Source organism: Geodermatophilus bullaregiensis, from assembly GCF_016907675.1.
GTDB lineage: Bacteria > Actinomycetota > Actinomycetes > Mycobacteriales > Geodermatophilaceae > Geodermatophilus > Geodermatophilus bullaregiensis.
Genome location: NZ_JAFBCJ010000001.1, coordinates 170,143 through 194,798 on the forward strand (window position 1 = coordinate 170,143; position 24,656 = coordinate 194,798).

Below are 24,656 nucleotides of genomic sequence, written 5' to 3' on the forward strand. Positions count from 1 at the left end.
GTGGTCGCCCGCGAGCCGGCGGCGCTGGCGCGGACGGCGGGGACCGGTCGTGACGGGTCCGGCCTGAGGCGGGAGGTGGGCCCCGGGAGCACCGCTTCCCGGGCCGTTCCGTGTCCGGCACTCCCCTCCCCGTCACTGATCGTCTTCCCGAGTCGGATGAGCGACGCGTCAGTTGGGGATAACGGCGGGATGCGGTAGGTCGGCCCGGCGCGGCCGGCGTTCCCAGGGACCTCTGGGACGCTGGCGCCGTACCGCTCCCACCTCTGGAGGAGGCCCGTGGACGTCCTCGGCCCGTTCTGGACCCGGGTCTCGGCCGAGGTGCCGCTGTCCCTCGAGGTGCTCGCCGGTGCCGCCGTCGTCGCGGTGGCCGTCGTCGCGAGTCCGGCCCTGTGGCGGCCGGCCCGCACGGTCGTGACCATCGCCCACGAGGGCGCGCACGGGCTGGCCGCGCTGGCCACCGGTCGCCGGCTGGCCGGCATCCGGCTGCACTCGGACACCTCGGGGCTGACGGTGTCGGCCGGGCGGCCCACCGGGCCCGGCATGGTGCTCACGCTGGTCGCCGGCTACGTCGGGCCGGGCCTGTTCGGCCTGGGCGCGGCCGCGCTGCTGGGCGCCGGGCACGCGGTCGGGGTGCTCTGGACGGTCCTCGGCCTGCTGGCGCTGCTCCTGCTGCAGATCCGCAACTTCTACGGCCTGTGGGCGGTCCTGGTCACCGCGGCGGTGGTCCTCGGCGTCACCGAGTGGCTGCCCCCGGCGGGGCAGGCCGCCTTCGCCGCCGTCGTCACCTGGTTCCTGCTGCTGGCCGCCCCACGCACGGTCCTCGAGCTGCAGGGCGCCCGCCGGCGGCGGGCCGCCCCGGACTCCGACGCCGACCAGCTGGCCCGCCTGACCCGTGTCCCGGCGGCGGCGTGGGTGGGGCTGTTCCTGCTGGCCGACCTCGCCGCGCTGGCGCTCGCCGCCTGGTGGCTGCTGCTCGCCTGAGCCCTCCCGACCCCGTCCCGAGGCCCACTCCGAGCCGGTGAGGGATGAGGAGGACGGGCGGCCCCTCTGCAGGGGCCCGCGCCGGGCCTGCGAGGGGTGGGGGCCAGAGGGGCCCTTCCTCATGGCGGTGTGCCGATCGGTCGGCGGCCGTGGCCTCCGACGCCGGGGGTGGTGTGCGCTCAGGGCTCGTCCTGCAGACCGACGTGCGCCGTGGGCGCACATCGCTGCAGGTCACGCCTCCCACCAGGGTCAGCCGACCGGCACCAGCTCCCGCGAGCGTGCGAGCCTGAGCCAGCGCGTGGCAACCACCGCGCACGCGCTGTCAGTCCCGGCGGCCGCTCCCGCGGCGGCGGGGTGCGGCACCCGGCGGCTGGGTCACCGGCTCGACCGGCGGCGCCGGCGGGATGTCGAGGACGACCTCCTTCTCCCCGACGGTCACCCGGCGCCCGTGGTGGTGGACGTCGAGCGACTCGCCGTCGAGCACCCGGTAGGTGGCCCGTTCCTTCTCGATCGTCACCTCCAGGCAGCGGCCCTGATAGCCCAGCCGGAAGCGCAGCCGGCTGATCCGCGAGGGCAGCCGCGGGGCGAACAGCAGCCGGCCGTCGTGGTCGCGCATGCCGCCGAACCCGGCGACGGCGATCATCCACCCGCCCGCCAGCGAGGCGATGTGCAGCCCGTGCCCGGAGTTGCCGTGCAGGTTCTGCAGGTCGGTGAGCGCGGCCTCGCCCCAGTAGTCGTAGGCCAGCTCGAGGTGCCCGGTCTCGGCGGCCACCACCGCCTGCTGGGCCGCCGACAGCGAGCTGTCGCGCACGGTGCGCGCCTCGTAGTACGCGAAGTCGGCGACCTTCTCCTCGTGGGTGAAGGCGTCCCCGCGCAGGTGCAGCGCCATCACCAGGTCGGCCTGCTTGATCACCTGCTTGCGGTAGATCTCGAAGTACGGGTAGTGCAGCAGCAGCGGGTAGTGGTCGGCCGGCGTCGCGGCGAAGTCCCACTCCTCGTGGTGGGTGAAGGCCTCCGACTGCATGTGCACGCCCAGCCGCGGGTCCCACGGCACCCGCATGAGCCGGGCGGCGCGCTGCCAGAGCGCGACCTCGTCCTCGGTCACCTGCAACCGGCCCGCGACGTCGGGCTGGCGCTCCACCGCCGCGGCCGCCTCGCGCAGGTTCCGCTGCGCCATGAGGTTGGTGTAGACGTTGTTGTCCACCACCGCGGTGTACTCGTCGGGGCCGGTCACGCCGTCGATGCGGAAGCCGTCCTCGGCGTCGAAGTGGCCCATCGAGGCCCACAGCCGGGCGGTCTCGATGAGCAGCTCGGCGCCGAAGTCACGGTCGAACTCCTCGTCGAGCGTGGCGTGCCGGTAGCGCGCCACGGCGTCGGCGATGTCGGCGTTGATGTGGAAGGCCGCCGTCCCCGCCGGCCAGTACCCCGACGTCTCCTCCCCGCGGATGGTCCGCCACGGGAAGGCCGCCCCCTGGCGACCGAGCTCCCGGGCCCGCGCGCGGGCCAGGTCCAGGGTCGAGTGCCGCCAGCGCAGGGCGTCGCGGACGGCGTCGGGGGCGATGTAGGTGAGGACGGGGAGCACGTAGGTCTCGGTGTCCCAGAAGGTGTGGCCGTCGTAGCCGGGGCCGGTCAGCCCCTTGGCCGGGATCGGCTGGCGCTCGGCGCGCAGCCCGGCCTGCAGCACGTGGAAGACGCCGACCCGCACCGCCTGCTGCAGCTCGTCGTCGCCCTCGATCTCGACGTCGGCCTGCGCCCAGTGCTCGTCGAGCACCTCCTTCTGCTCGCGTGCCAGCCGCTCGAAGCCGGCCAGCTTCGCCGTGGCCAGCGCGCCCTCGACCTGGTCGCGCAGCGCCGCCGCCGAGCGGCGGGAGCTCCAGCCGTAGGACAGGTACTTGACCAGCTTGAGCGCCGAGCCCTGCGGCAGCCGGGCGGCGAGGGTGAAGCGGGCGAGGTCCTCGCCGGCCTCCATGTCCTGGCTGGCGGTGTCGGGGACGTCGACGACGTGGTCCATGCCGGCGGCCAGGCGCAGCTTGCTGCGCCGGGTGCGGTGCACCAGCACCGCGCGCTGCCCGCGGCCGACGGCGAGCTCGTTGACCAGCGGACGGCGCAGCGCGGCGGCGGCCCGGGGGTCGTCGCCCTCGCTGCCGCTGTCGACCGGCTCGTTGGCCAGCAGGTCCGACTGCAGCGCGATGTAGAGGTCGCCGCGGTCGTCGGTGCACTCGACGGAGTACTCGATGGCGGCGATCGAGCGGCGGCGCAGCGACACCAGCCGGGTGCTGGTCACCTTGACCGTGCGGCCGTTGGGCGAGCGCCACTCGGTGACCCGCCGCAGCACCCCGCGGCGCAGGTCGAGGGAGCGCCGGTGGTCGATGATCTCGCCGTAGTCGAGGTCGAGCGGGGTGTCGCCGACCAGCAGCCGGATCAGCTTCCCGTCGGTGACGTTGACGACGGTCTGCCCCTGCTCCGGGAAGCCGTAGCCGGCCTCGGCGTAGGGCAGCGGCCGCTCCTCGAAGAACCCGTTGAGGTAGGTGCCGGGGACGACGATCGGCTCGCCCTCCTCGAACGAGCCGCGCATGCCGACGTGCCCGTTGGCGAGGGTGAACACCGACTCGTGGACGCCGAGGGAGGCGTGGTCCATGCCGATCTCGGTCAGCGACCACGGTTCGATCGGGAAGCTGGGGCGCCCCTCGGTCACGACACCCGCTCCCCCGTGCCGGCGCCGTCGAGCAGCTGGTCGAGGTCGGTCACCACGACGTCGGCGCCGCTGTCCCGCAGCGCGTCGGCCTGCCCCACCCGGTCGACGCCGACGACGTGGCCGAAGCCCCCGGCCCGCCCGGCGGCGACCCCGGCGAGGGCGTCCTCGAACACCGCTGCCCGGGCCGGCTCGACGCCGAGCGCGCGGGCTCCGGCGAGGAAGGTGTCGGGGGCGGGCTTGCCCCGCAGCCCCTCGCGGGCGGTGACCACGCCGTCGACCCGGGCGTCGATCAGGTCGGCGAAGCCCCCGGCGGTGATGACCTGCTCGCCGTTGGCCGAGGCGGTGACGACCGCGGTGGCCAGCCCGGCGGCCTTCACGGCCCGCAGGTAGGCCATGGACCCCGGGTAGACCTCGACGCCGTTCTCCTCCAGCTCGGTGAGCAGCAGCTCGTTCTTGCGGCGGCCGATCCCGTGCACGGTGGCCGCCTGCGGCGGGTCCTCCGGGGAGCCCTCGGGCAGGGTGATGCCCCGGCTGGCCAGGAAGTCGCGGACGCCGTCGGCCCGCGGCTTGCCGTCGACGTAGCGGTTGTAGTCGAGCTGGGTGAACTCGGGGGCCTGCGGGTCGGTGGCGCGCAGGTACTCGTCGAAGGTCCGCTTCCAGGCGGCCATGTGCACCGTGGCGGTGCGGGTGAGGACGCCGTCCATGTCGAAGAGACAGGCACGGATGCCGTCCGGGAGTCCGAGCACGCTGCGACGCTACCGGCGCGACCCCGCCCCCAGCCTGTCGAGACCAGCGGCCACCCTCCCGGGTGCCCGCCGGCTCCGCTGAGCGCCCCGCCGCGGGTCCGCGGGCGAGGGACCGCGGGGGCCTCCTGGCTAGGGTCGGCGCGGGGCGGCGGTGGGCCGCCTCCCGATCCGAGGAGAGGACCGACCATGGCCGACCGGCCCGTCCCGCCCGACCCCTACGGCTTCCTGCCCGAGGTCCCGTCCTTCACGGTGACCAGCACCGACGTCGCCGACGGCCGTCCCCTGGCCGTGCCGCACGTCAGCGGCGTCATGGGCGCCGGCGGGGAGGACCGCTCGCCCCAGCTGTCGTGGTCGGGCCACCCCGAGGGGACGCGGGGGTTCGCCGTCACCGTCTTCGACCCCGACGCGCCCACGGTCAGCGGCTTCTGGCACTGGGTGGTCACCGGCATCCCCGCCTCGGTCACCGAGCTGCCCACCGGTGCCGGCGACCGGGAGGGCTCGGGCCTGCCCGCCGGCGCCCGGCAGCTGCGCAACGACGCCGGTTTCCCCGGCTACGTCGGTGCCGCTCCCCCGGCCGGGCACGGCCCGCACCGGTACTTCGTCGTCGTGCACGCCCTCGACACCGAGGACATGGGCGTGCCCGCCGACGCCTCGCCGGCGTTCCACGGGTTCAACCTCTTCGGCCACACCCTGGCCCGGGCGGTCCTGGTGCCCACCTACGTGCAGGACTGACCCGGGGACGCAACACGGGCGGAACCAGGACGTTCCCCACCGGATCGCGTGCACGGGGCCGGCCAGGGTATACCGGGACCCATGTCGACTCGGGTGCCCCGGCCGGCCGCAGCGCGCGCCGTGCCGCCCCGTCGCGCGCTCGTCCCGGTCCTCCTGCTGGTGGTCCTGCTGGCCGACCTCGCCCTCGGCAGCGCCCGCCGCGCGCTGGCCGGCCCGCCCGCCGCCGAGGTGGTGCCGGCGATGGTGAGCGCCTACGGCGACACCGGCGGCACGCTCGCCGTCGCGCTCACCGCCCAGGTCGAGCCCCGGGACGGCCTCAGCGACCGGGCCCTCGACGCCCGCGACATCCGGCTGTCCTACCGCACCGCCGACAACGGCGCCGCCGACCGGCCCTTCCCCACCGCCTCGATGGTGAAGCTGTTCCTGGCCGAGGACGTGCTGCACCGGGTGCGCACCGGGCAGCTCGCGCTCGAGCCGCGGGACTGGCGGCTGCTGCAGGACATGATCCGCTCGTCGGACGACCCGGCCGCCTCCGAGGTGTGGGACCGCTTCGGCGGTCCGCAGATGGTGCGCGACGTCGCCGCCCGCTACGGGCTCGCCGGCACCACGCCGCCGGCGGACCCGACGCAGTGGGGCGAGACCATCACGACCGCGCGCGACCTCGCCCGCTTCCTCGCGCTGCTGCCCACGGTCGCCGCCCCGGCCGACGCCACCACCCTGCTGGTGTGGATGCGCACCGCGACGCCCGTGGCCGCCGACGGGTTCGACCAGCGCTTCGGCGTCTTCGGCACCGCCCCGGGGATGCCCGCGGTCAAGCAGGGCTGGATGTGCTGCGTCGGCGGCAACCGTCACCTGCACTCGGTGGGCGTCGTCGGGACGCGCGTGGTGGTCCTGCTCAGCGAGGTGCCGCGGTCGGTCGGCTACGACCGGGCCAGGGCGGCCCTGACGGCCGCGGCGGCCGCGCTGCCCCCGCCGAGCAGCTGACCCCGGAGGGGCGTGCTCAGCAGACCGGCGGCAGGCGGTCGGCGACCCCGGTGGTGCCCACCTGCGCGAACCCGACCCGCTCGTAGATCCGCGCGACGTCGTCGTCCCCGGCGGTGAGGAACACCAGGTCGGCGGTCTCGCGGGCCTGGGCCACCAGCGCCGAGGCCAGGGCCGCGCCGACGCCCCGGCCGCGACGGCGCGGGGAGGTGGCCACCCCCACCACCTCGCTGACCTCGCTGCCGCCGACGTCGACGGGGTGGTGCGAGCCGACCGCGATCGGCCGGCCGTCCTCGATGGCCACCATCAGCACCGTCCGGCCGGTGGCCACCCGCTCGCGCAGGACGGCGGTCCGCGCGTCCTCCGCCGGGGCCCCGCCGCCGTCGGCCCGGGGGTCGCCGTCGTCGCCGGCCTCCTCGGCGTGCGGCGCGAACGCGGTCTCCAGCAGGTGCTGGTAGTGCGGCAGCCGGGGGTCCTCCCCGCCGACCAGGTACAGCCGCACCCCGACCGGCAGCACCAGCTCCACCGGGTCGGCGACCACCAGCAGCGGGAAGTCGGTGACCACCAGCCCGGCCGCGCGCGCCGCGGCGGCGAGCGACGGCGTCCGCTCCCCCACCCACTCCACGGCGGCCGGCAGCCCGGCCTCCTCCTGCAGCGCCACCGCGGCCCGGACGTCGTCGGCCGAGACGCTGCCCGTGCCCGGGCGCGGGCGGGCCGGGTAGGGCCACGCCGACGGGCCGATCGGCACGTCGAGCGGGCCGGCCGCGACCACCCGCGCGTCGGCCAGCGGCGCGGCAGCGGCGTACTGCTCGACGCGGTCGAGGAGCCCGAGGCGGGACGGCACAGCGGAACCCTAGACGCGCGACGCGCCGCGAGCCGCCGCGGAGGCGCCGGTCGGGGCCGCTCCTCCCCCCGACGGGGGACCCCGGCGGCACCGGCCCCGGACGGTGGGCGGCACGATGGGCCGTGTGACGGCAGGGACCCGCCCGCAGATCTCGCCCTACGCGGCGTTCGACCGGGACGCCTGGAGGGCACTGGCGGGCCACCGCACCCTGCCCCTGGACGAGGCCGACCTGCGCGCCCTGCGCAGCCTCGGCGACCGCATCGACCTCGACGAGGTCGCCACCGTCTACCTGCCGCTGGCCGAGCTGCTCGCCCTGCACGTGACCGCCAGCCAGCGGCTGTGGGCGGCGCAGAGCCGGTTCCTCGGCGACACCACGGCCAAGGTGCCCTACGTCATCGCCGTCGCCGGCAGCGTCGCCGTCGGCAAGAGCACCACCGCCCGCCTGCTGCAGACCCTGCTGGCCGCCTCCCCCGGCTCCCCCCGCGTCGACCTGGTCACCACCGACGGGTTCCTGTGGCCCAACGCGGTGCTCGAGCAGCGCGGGCTGATGGCGCGCAAGGGCTTCCCCGAGAGCTACGACCGGCGCGCGCTGGTCCGCTTCCTCGCCGACGTGAAGTCCGGCCGCGGCGAGGTCAGCGCACCGGTCTACTCCCACCAGTACTACGACGTGCTGCCCGGGCAGCGGCAGGTGGTCGACCGGCCCGACATCCTCGTGCTCGAGGGGCTCAACGTGCTGCAGGCCGGACGCCGCGACGACGGCCGGGCGCCCGAGGTGTTCCTGTCGGACTTCTTCGACTTCTCCGTGTACGTCGACGCGGCCGAGACCGACGTCCAGCAGTGGTACGTCGACCGCTTCCTCGCCCTGCGGCGGACGGCGTTCGCCGACAGCACCGCCTACTTCCACTGCTACGCCGACCTCAGCGACGACGACGCCCGCGCCACCGCGCTGTCGATCTGGACCGCGGTGAACGGGCCAAACCTGCGGAGCAACATCGCGCCGACCCGCTCGCGTGCCCGGCTGGTGCTGCAGAAGGCCGCCGACCACTCGGTGCGCCGCGTGCTCCTCCGCAAGCTCTGACCCCTCCCCTCGTCGTGGGTCGTCCGCCTTCGCTGTCGGGCGTGCCCAGAGTTGGGGATAACGGATGAGGGCCCGGCGTCCCGGGGCATGGTCCGCCTCGCCACCGCGGGATCGCCATGGCAGGTGCTGACGACCCGGACGGGTGAGCTGGTGAGGTTCGTCACCTGACGATTCCCTGGCGTACGCGCACACTGGGAGCCGTCCGGTAGTCGGACACTCACTGTTAGTAACCCCGGCTTCCCCGCCGGCCGATCGGGAGTCGATCCTGATGTGCGTACACACCGCCCCCTGTCCCGACGCCGCCAGCGACGCGCGTGACCTCGCCGCCGTCGTGAGCAGCCACCCCGAGCAGGGCTGGAGCCTGCTCTGCAACGGCGTCGTCCTGTTCGACGACGACGGCGAGCTGCTCCCCGACGGCCAGGCCGTCGACTCCCACCACCAGTGGCGGACCGCCGGGCTCGTCACCGCCTGACAGGAGGGCCACCCGCTCAGCCGGCGGCCGCCTCCGCCGCGTCGCCGAGCAGGGCGGTGAAGGCGGCCGCGTCGGGCGCCGGCGCGTCCGGCGCGGCGGTCTGCGCCAGCAGCAGCCCGCGGTCCCCGGTGACGACGACGCCGACCAGCGCGGTCATCGCCTCCGCCTCGTCCCGGCTGACGGTCACCCGCAGCGCGGCGCTCCGGTCGCCGAGCCGTGCGACGTCCAGCGCCTCGAGGTCGACGGTGGTGCTCGACCCCTGCGGGCCGCTCACCGTGACCGACGAGCACGCGCCGAGCAGCTGGTCGACCGGCAGCTGCAGGCCCTCGAGCTCCGGTGACTCGGCGAGCACCTCGACCGTGCGCACCCGGTCCCCGAGCGCGGCCTGTGCCGCCAGCACCGGTGCGGCACCGCCGTCCTCGCCCACGCCGGGGAGCCCGGACAGTGCACCGAGCGCGGTGCCGCACAGCGGCGGGTCGACGGTGACGTCGTCCGGGAGCCCGTTGGACCAGTCCTCCGACCAGTCGGGGAGGCCGCCGGCGCCCACCTGCTCGAGGGTCAGGCCGACGACGGTGGCGTCGGCGCCGAAGGCCGGGGCCGGCAGCAGCGCGTCGCGCAGCTCGTCGATCGACGCCGCCTCCGCCGGGGCCGACGTGGAGGCCGACGTGGAGGCCGACTCCCTGGCCGACGCGGGGCTCACCGGGCTCGCCGTCTCCCCCGCGTCCGCGCACCCCGCCGTCAGCACCGCACCGGCCGCCAGTGCCGCCGCACCCGCCGTCCGGACCCGTCCCCGCCGTCCCGCTGCCGTCATGGCGCCGATCGTCCTCCGCGGGCCGCCCGTCCGTCGACTCGCCGGGGCCGGAACCCCGGCGGGCGCCCGGCCGTTGGCCGACGGTCCGCCGCTCGACGTCCCGCCGGAGGTCCCCGTGCCGACCCTCTCCCTCTCCCTGCCCTCCCCCGCCGACCAGGTGGCGCGGCTGGAGGCCCTCGGCCTGCACGAGCGCGCCGGGATGCCCGCGGCGCGGCTCCGGGAGGCCGCCGCCGCGGCCGGCGACGGGCTCGTCGTGCTGGCGGCCGACCTGGTGCCACCGTCGGCGCTGGTGCCCCTGGTCCGCTGGCGGGACCGGCCGGCGTTCGTCGTCGCGGACATGACCGACCTCGACGACTTCGCCCCCGTCGCGGACGCCGCGCCGCCGTCCCCGGTGTACCTGCTGCGCGAGCCCGACCGCGGGGACACCCACCGCAACTGCACGCCGGACGAGGCGCTGCCGCGGATCCGTGCGGCCGGCCGCGTCCCGCTGAGCGTGGCCGAGGGCCTGACGTGGCTGCTGCAGTGCCCGGACCTGCTCGAGCGCAACGCCTGCACGATGACCGTCGGCTCCCGGCTGCGGCGGGCGAACGGGTCGCTGGACGCCCGCACGCCGGCGCTGTGGATCAGCAACGGCACCGGCCGGGACGGCCGGGAGCGCCGGGACAGCCCCAAGGTGGGCTGGTGCTGGGCCGGCAACCGGCACACCTGGCTCGGCATCGCCTCCGCCGCCGGCCGCACGCCCCTCCCCTGACGCGCTCCGTCCCGGCCCCCTGCCGGGTCCCGCGCCGAGCTGGGGGGCAGCGGGGTCCCCCTCAGGCCGAGGCGCCCACCACGTCGGCCGTCGTCCCGAGGTCGTCGGGGGCGCCCTCGCCACGGTCGGGCACGTGCGCCTCCGGCGCGGAGGCCGGCTCGGGCTCGGCGAAGGCCTCCGGCGGCGGGCAGGAGCAGACCAGGTTGCGGTCGCCGTAGGCCTGGTCGATCCGCCGTACCGGCGCGAGGTAGGTCCGCCCGGTGAGCGCCGGGGTCGGGTGGACCGCCTCCTCGCGGGTGTAGGGGCGGTCCCACGTCCCGGCGAGCATCGACAGGGTGTGCGGGGCGTTGCGCAGCGGGTTGTCCTCGCGGTCGTACTCACCGGAGGCCACCTTGGCGATCTCCGCGCGGATGGTCACCATCGCCTCGACGAACCGGTCGAGCTCGGCCTTGTCCTCGCTCTCGGTGGGCTCGACCATCAGCGTGCCGGCCACGGGGAAGCTCATCGTCGGGGCGTGGAAGCCGAAGTCGACCAGCCGCTTGGCGACGTCGTCGTTGGTGATCCCGGTGGCCTTGGTGAGCGGGCGGATGTCGAGGATGCACTCGTGGGCGACCAGCCCGTCGGCGCCGGTGTAGAGCACCGGGTAGTGCTCGCGCAGCCGGGCGGCGAGGTAGTTGGCGCCGAGGACGGCGTGCTCGGTGGCGCTCGTGAGCCCGTCGGGACCCATCAGCCGCAGGTAGGCCCACGAGATCGGCAGGATGCCGGCCGACCCCCACGGCGCGCCCGAGACCGCCGGGCCCCGGCCGCCGGTGTCGACCAGCGGGTGGCCGGGCAGGAAGGGCACCAGGTGCTCGCGGACGCCGATCGGGCCGACGCCGGGCCCGCCGCCGCCGTGCGGGATGCAGAAGGTCTTGTGCAGGTTGAGGTGGCTGACGTCGGAGCCGAACCGGCCGGGCCGCGCCAGCCCGACCATCGCGTTGAGGTTGGCGCCGTCGACGTAGACCTGCCCGCCGGCGTCGTGCACCGCGGCGCAGATGTCGCGGATCTCGGTCTCGAACACCCCGTGCGTCGACGGGTAGGTGATCATGATCGCGGCCAGCCGGCCGGCGTGCTGCTCGATCTTGCCGCGCAGGTCGGCGACGTCGACGTTGCCGGCCTCGTCGCAGGCCACCACGACCACGCGCATGCCGGCCATCACCGCGCTGGCGGCGTTGGTGCCGTGCGCGGAGCTGGGGATGAGGCAGACGTCGCGGTGCTGCTCGCCGCGGGAGGCGTGGTAGCCGCGGATGGCCAGCAGTCCGGCGAACTCGCCCTGCGACCCGGCGTTGGGCTGCACGCTGACGGCGGCGTAGCCGGTGATCTCGGCCAGCCAGGTGCACAGCTCGTCGATCAGCTGCCGGTAGCCGCGGGCCTGCTCGGCCGGGGCGAAGGGGTGCAGCCCGGCGAACTCCGGCCAGCTGATCGCGGCCATCTCCACGGCCGAGTTGAGCTTCATGGTGCACGAGCCCAGCGGGATCATGGTGCGGTCCAGGGCCAGGTCCTTGTCCGACAGCGAGCGCAGGTAGCGCATCATCGCCGTCTCCGAGCGGTGCGCGGAGAAGACCGGGTGGGTCAGGTACGGCGTGCGCCGGCGCAGGCCCTCGGGCAGCGCGCCGGGGCCCTCGTCGTCGAGGGCGGCGTCGTCGGCGGGCACGCCGAAGGCCTCGGCGACCAGGCGCAGCACCTCGGGCGTCGTCGTCTCGTCGCAGGCGACGGCGACGGTGTCGGCGTCCACGCGGCGCAGGTTCACCCGCCGGGCCGCGGCGGCCGCGACCACCTCGTCGGCCCGGCCGGGCACCCGCGCCTGCACGGTGTCGAAGAACGCGCCGTGCACGACGTCGATCCCGCCGGCGCGCAGCCACCCGGCCAGCGCCAGCGCGCTGCGGTGCACGCGGGCGGCGATCGCGGCCAGCCCCTCGGGCCCGTGGTAGACGGCGTAGGCGCCGGCCATGACCGCGAGCAGGACCTGCGCGGTGCAGATGTTGCTCGTCGCCTTCTCGCGGCGGATGTGCTGCTCGCGGGTCTGCAGCGCCAGCCGGTAGGCGACGTCGCCGTCGGCGTCCACCGAGACCCCGACCAGCCGGCCGGGCAGCTGGCGGGCCAGCCCCTCGCGCACCGACAGGTAGCCGGCGTGCGGACCGCCGTAGCCCAGGGGGACGCCGAAGCGCTGGGTGCTGCCGCAGGCGACGTCGGCGCCCCACTCCCCCGGCGCCTCGAGCAGCGCCAGCGCCAGGACGTCGGCGGCCACGACGACCGACGCGCCCGCCGCGTGCGCGGCCTCGGCCAGCGCCCGGTGGTCGCGGACCGCGCCGCTGGCCCCCGGGTAGGACAGCAGGACGCCGAACGCGCCGGCCTCGGGCAGGTCGGCCGGCCAGCCCTCGGACAGGTCGGCGACGTGCAGGCCGATGCCCAGCGGCTCGGCGCGGGTCGCGAGCACCGCGAGGGTCTGCGGCAGCGTGTCGGCGTCGACGACGAACACCGCGCCGGGCTTCGCGCGGCCGGCGCGGCGGACCAGGGTCATCGCCTCGGCGGCGGCGGTGGCCTCGTCGAGCACGGAGGCGCCGGCGACGGGCAGGCCGGTGAGGTCGGCGACCATCGTCTGGAAGTTCAGCAGCGCCTCGAGCCGGCCCTGGCTGATCTCGGGCTGGTAGGGCGTGTAGGCGGTGTACCAGGCGGGGTTCTCCAGGACGTTGCGCTGGATCACCGCCGGGGTGTGCGTGCCGGAGTAGCCCAGCCCGATCATGGAGGTGAACACCTCGTTGGCGGCGGCCCGCTCGCGCAGCTCCGCGAGGACGGCGGCCTCGTCGGCGGCCGGGGGCAGGCTCAGCGCGTCGCGGTCGCGGACCGCCTCGGGCACGCAGGCGTCGACCAGCGACTGCAGCGAGGGGTGCCCGACCGTCTCGAGCATCGCGTCGGTCTCACCTGCGCGCGGGCCGATGTGCCGGCCGGCGAAGGAGCCGGCGGGCTGCAGGGACCGGAGCGAGGGGAGGGGGCCAGCAGCAGCGTCCGCCATTACCGCGACGCTACCAGCGGCCCGCCAGCGCCTCCTCCGCCGAGACCGGCGTCACAGGGGGCGGCGGGGGGACGGCCCCGGCCGCGGCGGTGCGGCTCCGGGCCCGCCGCCGCCAGGCACCGGGCGGACAGCCGGCGTGCCGGGTGAAGGCCACCGCGAAGGACGCCTCCGAGGCGTACCCGACCCGGGAGGCGACCCCCGCGGCGGTCGCGCCCTCCGCGCGGAGCAGGGTCATCGCCCGGCGCATGCGGGCGCCGGAGAGGTACTGCGCCGGCGGCTGCCCGACCGCCGCGGTGAAGCGCGCCGCGAACGCGGCCCGGGACAGCCCGGCCACGCGGGCGAGCGCCGCCACCGTCCACGGCGCGGCGAGGTCGGCGTGCACGGCCGCCAGCGCCCGGGCGACGTGCGGGTCGTGCAGCCCGCGCAGCCAGCCCGGCTCGTCGGCGGTCTGCAGGTGGTGGCGCAGCGCCCGGGTGACCACGGCGTCGGACAGCCGCGCCATGACCACCTCGCTGCCCGGTCCGCCGTCGCGCGCCTCGGCGAGCAGGGCGCCGGCCACCCCCGCGACCCACCCGGGCGGCCGACCGTCCTCGGCGGGGACGCGGACGCAGCGCGGGAAGCCGGCGACCGCCGGGTGGTCCGCGTCGCCGAAGGTGAAGGCGCCGCAGACGACGGTGGTGCGCTCGCCGTCGCCCCCGGCCGCCAGGTGGGTGCCCGGCGTCCGGCGGGCCAGGTCCAGGCTCGACAGGGTGGGCAGGCCGGCCGAGCCGACGGAGCCGAGCTCGTGGGCGTCGGCCTGCGGGAGGACGACGAGGTCGCCGGTGCCCAGGTCGCGCGGCGGCTCGCCGTCGAGCTGCAGGACGCACCGGCCGGACGCGACCACGTGCACGCCCCGCAGGCCGCCGTCGAAGCGCAGCCGCCAGGGCGCGCGCAGCTCCAGCAGCCGGTAGGCGGCGCTCTCCAGCCGCACCTCCCGGAGCACCGAGCTGAGCAGGTCCACGGTCACACCCCGCCGGGTCGCCGCCGCGAGACGGATGGAGGAGAACGCGAGACGGCGGCACGTGGATCGTGCCCGCGCGCCTCCCTAGCGTCCATGCCCGTGAGCACCATCCACCCGAGCAGGAGGACGAGACCATGACCACCCTCGACCAGACCGCCGCGGCAAGCCGGACCAGGCCGGCCGACCACCCGGGGGACGTGACCGGCGTCGTGGTCGTCGCCGTGCCGGTCAGCGACCTCGCCCGCAGCGCGGCCTGGTACCGCGACCTGCTCGGCCTCGCCTACGTCCGCGAGTTCGGCGACGGGCGGCAGGTCACCGGCTGCGCGCTGGCCGACTGGTCGGCGCACTACATGGTCGCGCTGCGGCTGCGCTCGACCACCGCGGGACGGGCCGACCTGCGCGGCGAGCACCCCCTGATCGTCGAGGCCGCCGACGCGGCCGCGGCCGCCCGGGTGCGGGCGCGCGCCGACGCCCTCGGCATCCCCTGGACCAGTGGCCGGCACGCCGACGGCGCGTGGACGGAGTTCCTCGACCCGGACGGCATCGCCCTGCGCGTGGTGCACGACGCGGCCGGCCCGCGGACCTTCCTCGGCGTCCGCGCCACCGCGACCGGGGACCCCGAGCTCTACACCGACCCGCTCCTGGCCCTGCCGGAGCCGCGCCCCGCTCCCGGGCACGGCTGACCGGACCGGCGCTGCTCCGCGCGCCTCCGCGGGGGTGCACGGTCCTCCCCCGCGGACATGGCCGGAGGGGGCGTCCCGCGGGTGCGGGACGCCCCCTCCGGGACGTGCGGGCCTGCCGCGGTGCGGCTCGGGCGGTGCGGCTGAGGCGGCCGAGGCGGTGGCGGCTCAGGCGGTGGCGGCCCGGCGGCGGCGGCGCATCGACAGCTCGTCCTCCGCGGCGTGCAGCGGTGCGCCGTCGAGACGCTCGGCGGGCAGCTCGGCCAGCTCACCGGAGAGCTCGCGCAGCGCGCCGGAGACGGCGATGCCGAACACCCCCTGGCCGCCGGCGAGCAGGTCGACGACCTCCTCGGCCGAGGTGCACTCGTAGACCGTCGCCCCGTCGGAGAACAGCGTGACGTTGGCGAGGTCCTTGATGCCGCGGTTGCGCAGGTGGTCGACGGCCTTGCGGATGTTCTGCAGCGAGACCCCGGTGTCCAGCAGTCGCTTGACCACCTTGAGGACCAGGATGTCGCGGAACGAGTAGAGCCGCTGGGTGCCCGACCCGGTCGCACTGCGGACCGAGGGGGCGACCAGGCCGGTACGGGCCCAGTAGTCCAGCTGGCGGTAGGTGATCCCGGCGGCGGCACACGCCGTGGGGCCGCGGTACCCGACCAGGTCGCTGTCGACCTCGTCGTAGTCCGTCGCACCCACGGCGGCGTCGCTGAAGAGCTGACCCTGGGAGCCCTCGCTCTGGTCGCTCACGTCAGCGTCCTCCTTCGCGTCCCGCCACGGGCGCGGCGGTCGTCCGGCGTCGCCTGCGTGGTCACAGGAGCAACACCGGTGTCGTCCGCGACCGTAAGCCGGGCCCCCAGGGCGGTCAACTGACCTGGGCGGCGTGTCGCCCCACTCACCCCGAGGGGGTGGTATCGGCACTCGCGGCACCGGCGTGCAGCCGAGGCGCGCGGGTCGGGACGCGTGTGACGGACGAGGCGGGTGGGGTCCCGGCCGCCCCGGGCGTTCCCGCGCGGAGCACCGCCGGGGGCACCGCCGCCCCGTGGGGCTCACGCCCCGCCGGAACCGGACCCGGCGCCGAAGTCCTCGGGCGAGATCTGGTCGAGGAACTCGCGGAACTTCTCGACCTCGTCCTCCTGCTCGTCGGGGATCTCGATCCCGACCTCGTCGAGCAGGTCCTCGGCGCCGTAGATCGGCGCGCCGGTGCGGACGGCGAGGGCGACGGCGTCCGACGGGCGGGCGCTGACCACCCGGTCGTCGCCGAACACCAGCTCGGCGATGTAGATGCCGTCGCGCATCTCGGTGATGTTGACCGCCTCGAGCTCGGCACCCAGCGTGCGGACGACCTCGCGCAGCAGGTCGTGGGTCATCGGCCGCGCGGGGCGCACGCCCTGCTGCTCGAAGGCGATCGCGGCGGCCTCGACCGCACCGATCCAGATGGGCAGGTAGCGCTCGCCCTGCGTCTCCTTGAGCAGCAGGATCGGCTGGTTGCCGGGCAGCTCGACCCGGACCCCGACGACTCTGAGTTCCTGCACGGTGTTGCTCCCTCAGCTGCGGCGGTACGGGTGGGCGCCGGGGCGGGACCGCGGGGCGGCCGGTCCGGCAGCCCCTCCACCGTACGCCGGACTCATGGGCGCAGGAGGTCCCGGAGGCGTGCTTCGAGCAGGGCCCGGTGCAGCTGCGCCGACAGTGCCGCGAGCTCCGCGAGCTTCTCCGTGGCGCGGGCGCGGGCGTCCTCCGAGCGCGACCGCAGCACCGGCGCGACCAGCTGCTCGACCAGCCCCGCCTCCCGCTCGGCGCCGGTGCGGAACGCCCGCAGGTGGCGCGGCTCGAACCCGTGCCGGGCCAGGCCCGCGGCGGCCTGCGCGATGGGCAGGTCGCCGGCCGGGTGACGCCCGTCGGCATCGGGCGCGAGCAGCCCGAACTGCACGCAGTCGGCCAGCTGGTCGCGGTCCAGGCCGGCGGCGCGCGCGAACTCGTCGGGCGTCAGCGGGGGCACGGCGGCCTCCGCGGGCTCGCCGTCCGTGCCCTGCCGCGGCCGGTCCGGCCCCGGCGCCGGCGGCGGCACCGCCGGACCGGTGCCCGGCAGCGGCAGCCCGCGGTCGAGCGCGTCGAGGTGCTCCTTGATGACGCGCAGCGGGAGGTAGTGGTCCCGCTGCGCGGTCAGCACGTACCGCAGCCGGTCGACGTCGGCCCGGGAGAACTTCCGGTACCCCGAGGGGGTCCGCTGCGGGTGGACCAGGTCCTCGCTCTCCAGGTACCGGATCTTGCTGATCGTCACGTCCGGGAAGTCGTCGCGGAGGGCGGCCAGCACCGCGCCGATGGTCAGGCGGGGTGCGTGGACGCCGGCGGCGTCGTCCCCGGACGCGCCGGCACGCGCTCCGGGCACCGGCTCAGCGGGCGGCGGGCTCGCCGGTGCGGGGGCCGGTCAGGTAGACGAGGCGGAACTTGCCGATCTGCACCTCGTCACCGCCGGCCAGGGTCGCGACGTCGACCGGCTCGCGGTTGACGTAGGTGCCGTTGAGGCTGCCCACGTCGTGCACGGAGAAGCCGCCGCCCTCGCGGTGGAACTCCACGTGCCGGCGGCTGACGGTCACGTCGTCGAGGAAGATGTCGCTGTCGGGGTGGCGCCCGGCTGTGGTGACGTCCTGGTCGAGCAGGAAGCGGCTGCCGGCGTTGGGGCCGCGCTTGACGACCAGCAGGGCCGACCCGGCCGGCAGCGACTCGACGGCGCCGAGGTGCGCGTCGGCGGCCGGCTCGGACACCTCGGGGACCTCGCCGGAGTCCTCCCCGCCGACCTTCGGGATGACGCTGGTCGACTCGCCGACGCGCTCCTGGGAGAGGGCGGCGCCGCACTGCGCGCAGAAGCGACTGCCCTCGGGGTTGTCGTGGCCACAGCGAGTGCAGTGCACGTCTGTCTCCTCCGGTGCAGGGGGCACCGCCGCGGGCGAGGGGGTCTGCCGCGGGCGGCCGGCGGACGACGGACCGGGCAGTCCGTCGTGGGTCGGCCGCCGTGCCGGGCACGGCGGGCCGTGGGTCATGGAACCAGCGGTCGTCCCGAGGGTCAACCAGGCGTCAGCGCGACGTCACAGCTGTCCCGGCGGGCCGGCCGGAGCCGGTTCCCGAGGGGCAGCATAGGCACCGCCCCGGGGGGGCCGGGGGACCCGGGGGCGGTCAGGTCGCGTCGACCAGCGCCTGGTAGGCGGCTGAGTCGAGCAGGTCGGCGGTCGGGTCGCCGTCGTCCCCGGTCACGGTGATCTCGACCAGCCAGCCCGCGCCGTAGGGGTCGGCGTTGACCGTCTCGGGGGTGTCGGTGAGCACCTCGTTGACCGCCGAGACGACCCCGGCCACCGGCGAGTAGACGTCGGAGACCGACTTGGTCGACTCGACCTCGCCGATCGGGTTGCCCGGGGCCACCTCCTCCCCCACGGCGGGCAGCTGCACGAAGACGATGTCGCCCAGGGCGTCCTGCGCGTGGTCGGTGATGCCCACCCGGACGACCGTCCCCGCCCCCTCGGTCCCCTGCACGAGCGCCCACTCGTGCTGGTCGGTGTAGCGGCGGTCGTCCGGGGTGGTCGTCATGCGGCAGGTCTCCAGGGTCGTCCTCACTCGGTCTGCGGCTGAGCGTATTGAGGCTCGTCCAGGGGCCGCAACGCGTCGACGACGACCCGGTCGCGCTGCTCGATGTCGACGGTGCCGCCCTGCCGGCCGACCCGGTCCACCACGCCGCCGGGGATGCCCATCGCGGTCTGCAGGTCCGGCGGCGAGCCGATGACGACGACCTCGTAGGGGGCGGCGACCGGCCGGCCGTCGATCTGCAGGTCACCCGGCACGCCGGTGACGGCGGTGGACACGCCCACCCGGACGCCGTCGATCTGCAGGGTCTCCGCGCCGGCGCCGCGCAGCTCCTGGATGGCGTCGAGCAGGTCGGCGACGCGCACCCGTCCCTCGGGGTCGCGGATGGTCATGACCAGGCCGGGGCCCTCGGCGGCGACGGTCCCGTTGAGGATCGCCAGGGCCTCGGCGCGCTCGGCGGCGTTCTCGAGGGCGGCGGCGGAGCGGCTGTCGGTGTCCGACAGCTCCCGCAGGGCCGCGCGCTGGTCGGCGATCTGCTGCCGCAGCCGGGCTTCCTGGGCGTCGAGGTCGTCCAGGATGGCGACCAGCTCCTCCTCGCGGGCGCCTGCGAGCGCCTGGCCGGTGCCGGTGCTGCGCACCTGCACCGCGATGGCGAAGCCGAGCAGGACGGTGAGCACGGCGATCAGCGCGCCGGCCACCCGCCGCTGGCGGCGGCGCGACGGGCCGGGCGGCGCGACGCCCACCGCGGGCTCCTCGGCAGGAGGCTCCTCCGCGACCGGCTCCTCCGCGAACGGCCCCTCCGCAGCGGACTCCTCCGCAGCGGACTCCTCGACGCGCGGCTCCTCCGCGGGCGGCTCCTCCGCCGTGGCCGGCCGGGGCTGCTCGGCGCCCTCCGCGGGACGCGGGTCGTCGCTCATGCCCGGAACAGGTGCCGGCGGATGGCCGCGGCGTTGCCGAAGATGCGGATGCCGAGGACGACGACGACCGCCGTGGACAGCTGCGCGCCCACCCCGAGCTGGTCGCCGAGGAAGACGATCAGCCCGGCGACGACGACGTTCGACACGAACGAGATGACGAACACCTTGGCGTCGAAGATCCCGTCGAGCCGGGCCCGGGCGCCGCCGAAGACCGCGTCGAGGGCGGCCACCACGGCGATCGGCAGGTAGGGCTGCAGCCACAGCGGCACGGTCGGGTCGAAGAACAGGCCGAGGGCGATGCCGACCGCCAGGCCGATGACGGGGAGCACCGCTCAGCCCCCCGTGCCGGTGGCGGCGGCCTCCGCCGGCCGGCCGGCGGACGGGACGGCGGATCGCAGCTCGGGGACTCCCCCGGCGGGCACGGACAGCTCGTCCTCCTGGGCGAACTCGAAACGCAGGCCGAAGGACTCCGAGATGACGGCCAGGGCGTTGACCTCGGGGCTGGCCAGGAACCGCGACCGGAGCTCGTCCGGGTCGCCGATGGCGTTGATCTCGTAGGGGTTGGCGACCGGCCGGAAGTCGACGAGGACCGCCTCCCCGGCGAAGCGGATGGCGGTGGTGGGGCCCAGCCGCTGGCCGTTGATGGCGACCGCCTCGGCGCCGGCGGCCCACAGCGCGTTGACGACCAGCTGCAGGTCGCCGTCCTGGACCCGGCCGCGGGTGTCCTCCTCGGCGCCGCCCACCGGGTCGGCGTCGGCGTCGGGCTCGGCGTTGGCCAGGGTGACCAGCAGCCCGGGACCGGTCACCGCGACCAGGCCGGCGGCCTGCTCGGCGGCGTCGAGGTCGTCGATGGCGCGCTGGCCCTCGGCGCTGGCGGCCAGGGCCGCCTCCCGCGCGTCGGCCGTCTGCCCGCGCAGCGACTCGAGCTCGGCGACGAGGTCGTCGGCGGTGTCGGACTGGGTCTGGATCTCCGTGACCAGCGCCGTGCGGACCTCCTCGCGGCCCTCCTCGCCGGACGCGGCCTGGGCGTAGGTGACGGCGGCGAGCAGGCCGGCCGCGGCCATGGTCAGCGCGACGGCCGCGGGCGCCCCGCGGCGGCGCCACGCGGCGTGCGGCGGCTCGCCGGCGTCGGCGCGGGCCGTGCGCGCCGCGGCGGCGCGGGCGTAGGCGGGGTCGAGGGTCTCGGCGAGCACCTGGTCGAGCAGCGAGGCGCCCATCGAGCGCGGGCCGCCACGACCGGGCGCACCCGGCCGGGGCGCGGTCACGGCGCGGAGCCGGCCGCGGCACCGGCGCGGACCGGGCCGGCCGCCCGCTCGGCGCGCACCAGACCGAGCACCTGGACGACGTAGAGCACGCCGGCCAGCACGTAGAGCGCGCTGCCCCAGATGGTCAGTGCCCACGCCACCGGCTGGACGACGCCGGTCCACGCACCGCCGCCGTCGGCCAGCAGCAGCAGCGGGAAGGCGTAGAGGAGGATGAAGGTGGCCGCCTTGCCCAGGTAGTGCACCTGCAGCGGCGGGTAGCCGTGCCGGCGCAGGACCAGGAGCGCGACGCCGAGGACGAGCTCGCGGCCCACCAGCACCGCGACCAGCCACGGCGGCACGACGTCGCGCAGCACGAAGGCGATCAGCGTCGCGACGATGTAGAGCCGGTCGGCGGCCGGGTCGAGCAGCGCGCCCAGCCGGCTGGACTGGCCGAGGACGCGGGCGAGCTTGCCGTCGGCCCAGTCGGTGACGCCGGAGACCATCAGGACGACCACCGCCCAGCCGTCGGCCTCGGGGCCCAGCAGCAGCCACAGGAACAGCGGGACGCCGAGCAGCCGCAGCACTGACAGCGCGTTGGGCACCGTCCACACGCGGTCGGGGAGCTCGTTGCGGTCGGGCACCGGCGGCGTGCCGGGCGCCGGCCGTCCCGGGGACGCCGGGACGGCGGCCGAGCGCCCCTGCGACGACGTCACTGCACCTCCACCCCGCTGCACACCGTGCCCGAGGCTAGTGTCCCCCGCCGACGACCGGCCGCGGCGCACCGTCCCGGACTCCACCCTCCCCCGCCGCGGGCTCGCGGCGGTGCCCGGGACGGGCCGCTCAGGCGGGGACGGCGACCAGTGACGCCGGCGCCGGCTCGTGACCCAGCGGCCGCCGGCTGAAGGAGCCGGTGCCGTGGCTGACCGAGCGCAGTGCCCCCGCGTAGCCGAGCAGCTCCACCTCGGGCACCTCCGCGCGGACGGTGGTGCGGTCGCGGGTGGGGTCGGCGTCGCTGCCGGTGACCCGGGCGCGGCGGGCGGAGAGGTCGCTCATCACCGCGCCGACGTGCTCGGCCGGGACGACGACCTCGACCTCGCACCACGGTTCGAGCACCTTCGTGCCCGCCGCCGCGGCCAGCTCCCGCACCGCAAGCGCCCCCGCGGACTGGAAGGCGGCGTCGGAGGAGTCCACCGAGTGCGCCTTGCCGTCGACGAGCACGAACCGGACGTCGACCAGCGGCCGGTCGCCGTTGACCCCATTGGCGGCCTGCGCGCGGATCCCCTTCTCCACGCTGCCGTGGTACTGCGAGGGCACCGCGCCGCCCACCACCCGCTGCTCGAAGGAGATGCCCGACCCCGGCGGCCCGGGCTCGGCCTCCACCACCACGACGGCGTACTGGCCGTGGCCGCCGGACTGCTTGACCAGCCGGCCGGTGGCGCGGGCCGGGCCGCCGAGGGTCTCGACCATCGGCACCCGCACCGGCACCGTCGTCACGGCCACGCCGTGCCGGGTGCGCAGCCGCTCGAGCAGCACCTCGCCGTGGGCCTCCCCCACGCACCACAGCAGCAGCTGCCCGGTGTCGCGGGAGCGCTCGACGCGCAGCGTCGGGTCCTCGGCGGCCAGCCGGGCCAGCGCCGGGCCCAGCCGGTCCTCGTCGCTGCGCGAGGCGGCCTCGACCGCGACCGGGTGCTGGGGCACCGGCAGCTCCCACGGCGGGACCAGCCGGGGGTCGCCGGGCGAGGACAGCGTGTCGCCGGTCTCGGCCGAGGTCAGCCGGACCACCGCGCAGACGTCGCCGGCCGGGGCGGACGGGACCGGCCGCAGCACCGCCCCCAGCGGGGAGGAGACCGCTCCGACGCGCTCGTCGGCGTCGTGGTCGGGGTGACCGCGCTCCGCGCCGCCGTGGCCGGACACGTGCACCGGGGTGTCGGGGGTGAGCGTGCCGGAGAACACCCGCAGCAGGGAGACGCGGCCGAGGTAGGGGTCGGTCGTCGTCTTGACCACCTCGGCCACCAGCGGGCCGCCGGGGTCGCAGGTCAGCGCCGGCGCCGGGCGGCCGTCCGGACGGGTGACCGGCGGGCAGCCGTGCTCGCAGGGACACGGGAAGGCCGCCACGAGCAGGTCGAGCAGCTCGGTCACGCCGATCCCGGCCAGCGGGGCCACGCACAGCACGGGGTGGAACGAGCCGCGGGCGACGGCGGTCTCCAGGTCGGCGACGAGGTCGGTGACCGACAGCTCCTCCCCGGCGAGGTAGCGGTCCATGAGGGTCTCGTCCTCGCTCTCGCCGATGACGCCCTCGATGAGCTCCGCGCGCAGCCGGTCGGCCTCCTCCAGGCCCGGCGTGTCGTCGTCGACGTGCGGCTCGAGCAGCGAGACCAGCCCGCTCACCGAGCCGCCGGGGCCGCGGGCGACCAGGTGCAGCGATGCCACGCCGTCGCCGAGCTCCTGCCGGCACAGCCGCACGGTCTCCTCGACGTCGGCGCGGGCGCGGTCGAGCTGGGTGACCACGACGGCGCGCGGCATGCCGACCGCCGCGCACTCCCCCCACAGCTGGACGGTGGCCGCGTCCACGCCGCCGACGGCGGAGACGACGAACAGCGCGGCGTCCGCGGCGCGCAGCCCGGCCCGCAGCTCGCCCACGAAGTCGGGGCTGCCCGGGGTGTCGAGCAGGGTGATGCGGGTGCCGGCGTGCTCGACGGTGGCCACGCCCAGGGTGACCGAGCGCTGCTGGCGGACCTCGACGTCGTCGCTGTCGAGGCAGGTGGTGCCCTCCTCGACCCGGCCCATGCGCGGCAGGGCGCCGGTGGCCACGAGCAGGGCCTCGGCGAGGGTCGTCTTGCCGGCGCCGGCGTGGCCGACCAGCGCCACGTTGCGGACCCGGGCGGGCTCGCGCGGGGCCGGCGCGGGGACGACGTCCCTAGCCACGGAGGCCGCCCGGCCGCTCGTGCCCGGCCGGGCGGCCGGGTCCACCGCCCTCGGGATCGGTCCTGTCGACTGCTGGGTCGGGCACGGGGGCCTCCCGGGTCGGTCACGGGATGTGTCTCGTGTCACACCCTGCCTCCCGCCGCGTGGCCCGGGCAAGACCCCCGGGCGCGCCGGGTCAGCCCGGCGGCGGCGCGGCGGAGCCGACGACCACCTGCGCGCTGGTGCTCGCCCAGCCGGCGGGGATGACGTCGCCGACGGCCGCGGTGACGTCGTCCCTGGTGCCGGCCGCCAGCGCGGCGAGGAGCAGCCGGGCGGCGGCGGCCGCGGGGCGCCGCTCGGCGGTGAGCACCCGCTGCAGGGTGTCGGCCGGCACGACCCCGGACAGGCCGTCGGAGCACACCAGCAGGCGGTCGCCCGGTTCCGCGCGGACGGCGAGCAGGTCGGCGGGCCCGGGGTCGGCCGACCCGCCGAGCGCGCGCAGCAGCACCGAGCGCATCGGTGAGACCGCGGCCTCCTCGGCGGTGAGCTCCCCGGAGGCGACGAGGGCCTGCACCAGGGTGTGGTCGGTGGTCAGCCGGGTGAGGACGCCGCCCCGGAGCAGGTGCGCGCGGCTGTCGCCGACGTGCGCGACGACGACGCGGCCGTCGCGGGTGAGGACGGCGGCGGTGCACGTGGTGGCCATGCCGGTCAGGGCGCGGTCGCCCGCGGCGGCGGCGCGGATGGCGGCGTCGGCGGCGGCGACCGCCGCGGCCAGGCCCGCGTCGGGTGCGGCGTCGGCGCCGGTCTCGCGCGCCGCGGCGGCCCGCCGGCTGACCTCGTCGACGGCCAGGCGGGCGGCCTGCGCTCCCCCCGATCCGCCGCCGACCCCGTCGGCGACGACGAGCAGCGCCGGTCCGGCCCAGCCGGCGTCCTGGTCCTCCCCGCGCGGGCCGGCCAGGGAGACCGCCGCGGGGTCGAGCACCAGCCGGTCGAGCGCGCCGGCGGCCGGTCGCCGGACCGGCACGGTCGTCCCGCCGGGCGCCTCGGCTGCCGGGAACCACGGCAGCGGGGTGGACGGGGCGGTCACGCCGGACAGCATGGCGCGCGCAGGCGCGTCCCGGACCCGGACGCCGCACGCCGCCCGCGGGGTGCTCCCCGCGGGCGGCGTGCGGTGCCCGGACGGCGCGGCCGGGAGGGT

24 protein-coding genes are annotated in these 24,656 nt (G+C 76.6%); 7 read left to right on the plus strand and 17 right to left on the minus strand.

Going from position 1 to position 24,656, the window contains the following annotated elements; genetic code table 11:
• The first annotated feature begins 276 nt into the window (after positions 1 to 276).
• A complete protein-coding gene (locus tag JOD57_RS00720) occupies positions 277 to 981 on the plus strand; it encodes a M50 family metallopeptidase (protein WP_204690133.1) in 705 nt (234 codons plus the stop codon).
• Positions 982 to 1,303: 322 nt separating this feature from the next.
• Here JOD57_RS00720 and JOD57_RS00725 read toward each other — a convergent pair whose 3' ends face one another.
• Together JOD57_RS00725 and JOD57_RS00730 are read right to left on the minus strand one after the other, a co-directional pair.
• A complete protein-coding gene (locus JOD57_RS00725) occupies positions 1,304 to 3,676 on the minus strand; it encodes a glycoside hydrolase family 65 protein (RefSeq protein WP_204690134.1) in 2,373 nt (790 codons plus the stop codon).
• Positions 3,673 to 4,422, minus strand: coding sequence for a beta-phosphoglucomutase family hydrolase (locus JOD57_RS00730; protein ID WP_204690135.1), 750 nt, complete (start codon positions 4,420 to 4,422; stop codon positions 3,673 to 3,675). The genes JOD57_RS00725 and JOD57_RS00730 overlap by 4 nt, the downstream gene beginning before the upstream one ends.
• Before the next feature lie 186 nt (positions 4,423 to 4,608).
• Here JOD57_RS00730 and JOD57_RS00735 point away from each other — a divergent pair, with 186 nt between their 5' ends.
• The gene (locus tag JOD57_RS00735) at positions 4,609 to 5,154 is read left to right on the plus strand and encodes a YbhB/YbcL family Raf kinase inhibitor-like protein (RefSeq protein ID WP_204690136.1); all 546 of its coding nucleotides are present in this window, start codon (positions 4,609 to 4,611) and stop codon (positions 5,152 to 5,154) included.
• An 81-nt stretch (positions 5,155 to 5,235) separates the two neighbouring features.
• Entirely contained in the window at positions 5,236 to 6,138 is a 903-nt protein-coding gene (locus JOD57_RS00740) for a serine hydrolase (RefSeq protein WP_239568003.1), read from the plus strand.
• 16 nt (positions 6,139 to 6,154) lie between these two features.
• Here the strand turns inward: JOD57_RS00740 and JOD57_RS00745 are convergent, their stop codons facing one another.
• Complete coding sequence (locus JOD57_RS00745; RefSeq protein ID WP_204690137.1) at positions 6,155 to 6,979, minus strand: GNAT family N-acetyltransferase; 825 nt, start codon at positions 6,977 to 6,979, stop codon at positions 6,155 to 6,157.
• A 115-nt stretch (positions 6,980 to 7,094) separates the two neighbouring features.
• On the opposite strand from JOD57_RS00745, the gene coaA reads away from it, so the two are divergent.
• Complete coding sequence (gene coaA / locus JOD57_RS00750) at positions 7,095 to 8,057, plus strand: type I pantothenate kinase (protein WP_204690138.1); 963 nt, start codon at positions 7,095 to 7,097, stop codon at positions 8,055 to 8,057.
• A gap of 268 nt (positions 8,058 to 8,325) precedes the next feature.
• Positions 8,326 to 8,529 carry a DUF5999 family protein gene (locus JOD57_RS00755; protein WP_204695053.1) on the plus strand — a complete coding sequence of 68 codons (204 nt, stop codon included), beginning with the start codon at positions 8,326 to 8,328 and terminating at the stop codon, positions 8,527 to 8,529.
• Between the two features lie 16 nt (positions 8,530 to 8,545).
• On the opposite strand, the gene JOD57_RS00760 is transcribed toward JOD57_RS00755, so the two are convergent.
• On the minus strand, positions 8,546 to 9,229 hold the full coding sequence (locus JOD57_RS00760) for a hypothetical protein (protein ID WP_204690139.1): 684 nt from the start codon (positions 9,227 to 9,229) through the stop codon (positions 8,546 to 8,548).
• On the opposite strand from JOD57_RS00760, the gene JOD57_RS00765 reads away from it, so the two are divergent.
• The gene (locus tag JOD57_RS00765; RefSeq protein ID WP_307824346.1) at positions 9,195 to 10,091 is read left to right on the plus strand and encodes a DUF5701 family protein; all 897 of its coding nucleotides are present in this window, start codon (positions 9,195 to 9,197) and stop codon (positions 10,089 to 10,091) included. The genes JOD57_RS00760 and JOD57_RS00765 overlap by 35 nt on opposite strands.
• A 61-nt stretch (positions 10,092 to 10,152) precedes the next feature.
• Here JOD57_RS00765 and gcvP read toward each other — a convergent pair whose 3' ends face one another.
• Together gcvP and JOD57_RS00775 are read right to left on the minus strand one after the other, a co-directional pair.
• Positions 10,153 to 13,143, minus strand: a complete 2,991-nt coding sequence (gene gcvP / locus JOD57_RS00770) for an aminomethyl-transferring glycine dehydrogenase (RefSeq protein ID WP_204690140.1) — start codon at positions 13,141 to 13,143, stop codon at positions 10,153 to 10,155.
• Between the two features lie 10 nt (positions 13,144 to 13,153).
• Positions 13,154 to 14,143 carry an AraC family transcriptional regulator gene (locus tag JOD57_RS00775; RefSeq protein WP_204690141.1) on the minus strand — a complete coding sequence of 330 codons (990 nt, stop codon included), beginning with the start codon at positions 14,141 to 14,143 and terminating at the stop codon, positions 13,154 to 13,156.
• Positions 14,144 to 14,277: 134 nt separating this feature from the next.
• Between JOD57_RS00775 and JOD57_RS00780 the strand changes: the two genes are divergently transcribed.
• Positions 14,278 to 14,826 carry a VOC family protein gene (locus JOD57_RS00780; RefSeq protein WP_204690142.1) on the plus strand — a complete coding sequence of 183 codons (549 nt, stop codon included), beginning with the start codon at positions 14,278 to 14,280 and terminating at the stop codon, positions 14,824 to 14,826.
• A gap of 165 nt (positions 14,827 to 14,991) precedes the next feature.
• Here JOD57_RS00780 and JOD57_RS00785 read toward each other — a convergent pair whose 3' ends face one another.
• From JOD57_RS00785 to JOD57_RS00835, 11 genes are all read right to left on the minus strand, one after another.
• A complete protein-coding gene (locus JOD57_RS00785) occupies positions 14,992 to 15,567 on the minus strand; it encodes a MerR family transcriptional regulator (RefSeq protein ID WP_204690143.1) in 576 nt (191 codons plus the stop codon).
• A gap of 299 nt (positions 15,568 to 15,866) precedes the next feature.
• The gene (locus JOD57_RS00790) at positions 15,867 to 16,352 is read right to left on the minus strand and encodes a bifunctional nuclease family protein (RefSeq protein ID WP_204690144.1); all 486 of its coding nucleotides are present in this window, start codon (positions 16,350 to 16,352) and stop codon (positions 15,867 to 15,869) included.
• A 92-nt stretch (positions 16,353 to 16,444) separates the two neighbouring features.
• Complete coding sequence (gene ftsR / locus JOD57_RS00795) at positions 16,445 to 17,206, minus strand: transcriptional regulator FtsR (protein WP_204690145.1); 762 nt, start codon at positions 17,204 to 17,206, stop codon at positions 16,445 to 16,447.
• 4 nt (positions 17,207 to 17,210) lie between these two features.
• Positions 17,211 to 17,729 carry an oxoglutarate dehydrogenase inhibitor Odhl gene (gene odhI / locus JOD57_RS00800; RefSeq protein WP_204690146.1) on the minus strand — a complete coding sequence of 173 codons (519 nt, stop codon included), beginning with the start codon at positions 17,727 to 17,729 and terminating at the stop codon, positions 17,211 to 17,213.
• Positions 17,730 to 17,991: 262 nt separating this feature from the next.
• Entirely contained in the window at positions 17,992 to 18,399 is a 408-nt protein-coding gene (gcvH, locus tag JOD57_RS00805) for a glycine cleavage system protein GcvH (protein WP_204690147.1), read from the minus strand.
• A gap of 23 nt (positions 18,400 to 18,422) precedes the next feature.
• Complete coding sequence (locus JOD57_RS00810) at positions 18,423 to 19,310, minus strand: DUF881 domain-containing protein (RefSeq protein WP_204690148.1); 888 nt, start codon at positions 19,308 to 19,310, stop codon at positions 18,423 to 18,425.
• Complete coding sequence (locus JOD57_RS00815) at positions 19,307 to 19,639, minus strand: small basic family protein (protein ID WP_204690149.1); 333 nt, start codon at positions 19,637 to 19,639, stop codon at positions 19,307 to 19,309. Before JOD57_RS00815 ends, JOD57_RS00810 begins: the two co-directional genes overlap by 4 nt.
• A 3-nt stretch (positions 19,640 to 19,642) precedes the next feature.
• The gene (locus JOD57_RS00820) at positions 19,643 to 20,575 is read right to left on the minus strand and encodes a DUF881 domain-containing protein (RefSeq protein ID WP_307824348.1); all 933 of its coding nucleotides are present in this window, start codon (positions 20,573 to 20,575) and stop codon (positions 19,643 to 19,645) included.
• The gene (clsA, locus tag JOD57_RS00825) at positions 20,572 to 21,267 is read right to left on the minus strand and encodes a cardiolipin synthase ClsA (RefSeq protein WP_307824349.1); all 696 of its coding nucleotides are present in this window, start codon (positions 21,265 to 21,267) and stop codon (positions 20,572 to 20,574) included. The genes JOD57_RS00820 and clsA overlap by 4 nt, the downstream gene beginning before the upstream one ends.
• A gap of 127 nt (positions 21,268 to 21,394) precedes the next feature.
• Positions 21,395 to 23,479: an elongation factor G-like protein EF-G2 gene (locus JOD57_RS00830; protein ID WP_204690150.1), complete on the minus strand. Its 2,085-nt coding sequence runs from the start codon at positions 23,477 to 23,479 to the stop codon at positions 21,395 to 21,397.
• 175 nt (positions 23,480 to 23,654) lie between these two features.
• A complete protein-coding gene (locus JOD57_RS00835; protein WP_204690151.1) occupies positions 23,655 to 24,545 on the minus strand; it encodes a PP2C family protein-serine/threonine phosphatase in 891 nt (296 codons plus the stop codon).
• Positions 24,546 to 24,656: the final 111 nt, after the last annotated feature.

Coding starts and splice junctions, on each gene's coding strand:
- gcvH (WP_204690147.1), bottom strand. CDS start 18,399: ATGACGACCACCCCGGACGACCGCCGCTACACCGACCAGCACGAGTGG.
- JOD57_RS00755 (WP_204695053.1), top strand. CDS start 8,326: ATGTGCGTACACACCGCCCCCTGTCCCGACGCCGCCAGCGACGCGCGT.
- JOD57_RS00735 (WP_204690136.1), top strand. CDS start 4,609: ATGGCCGACCGGCCCGTCCCGCCCGACCCCTACGGCTTCCTGCCCGAG.
- JOD57_RS00780 (WP_204690142.1), top strand. CDS start 14,278: ATGACCACCCTCGACCAGACCGCCGCGGCAAGCCGGACCAGGCCGGCC.
- JOD57_RS00740 (WP_239568003.1), top strand. CDS start 5,236: ATGTCGACTCGGGTGCCCCGGCCGGCCGCAGCGCGCGCCGTGCCGCCC.
- JOD57_RS00810 (WP_204690148.1), bottom strand. CDS start 19,310: ATGAGCGACGACCCGCGTCCCGCGGAGGGCGCCGAGCAGCCCCGGCCG.
- gcvP (WP_204690140.1), bottom strand. CDS start 13,143: ATGGCGGACGCTGCTGCTGGCCCCCTCCCCTCGCTCCGGTCCCTGCAG.
- coaA (WP_204690138.1), top strand. CDS start 7,095: ATGGGCCGTGTGACGGCAGGGACCCGCCCGCAGATCTCGCCCTACGCG.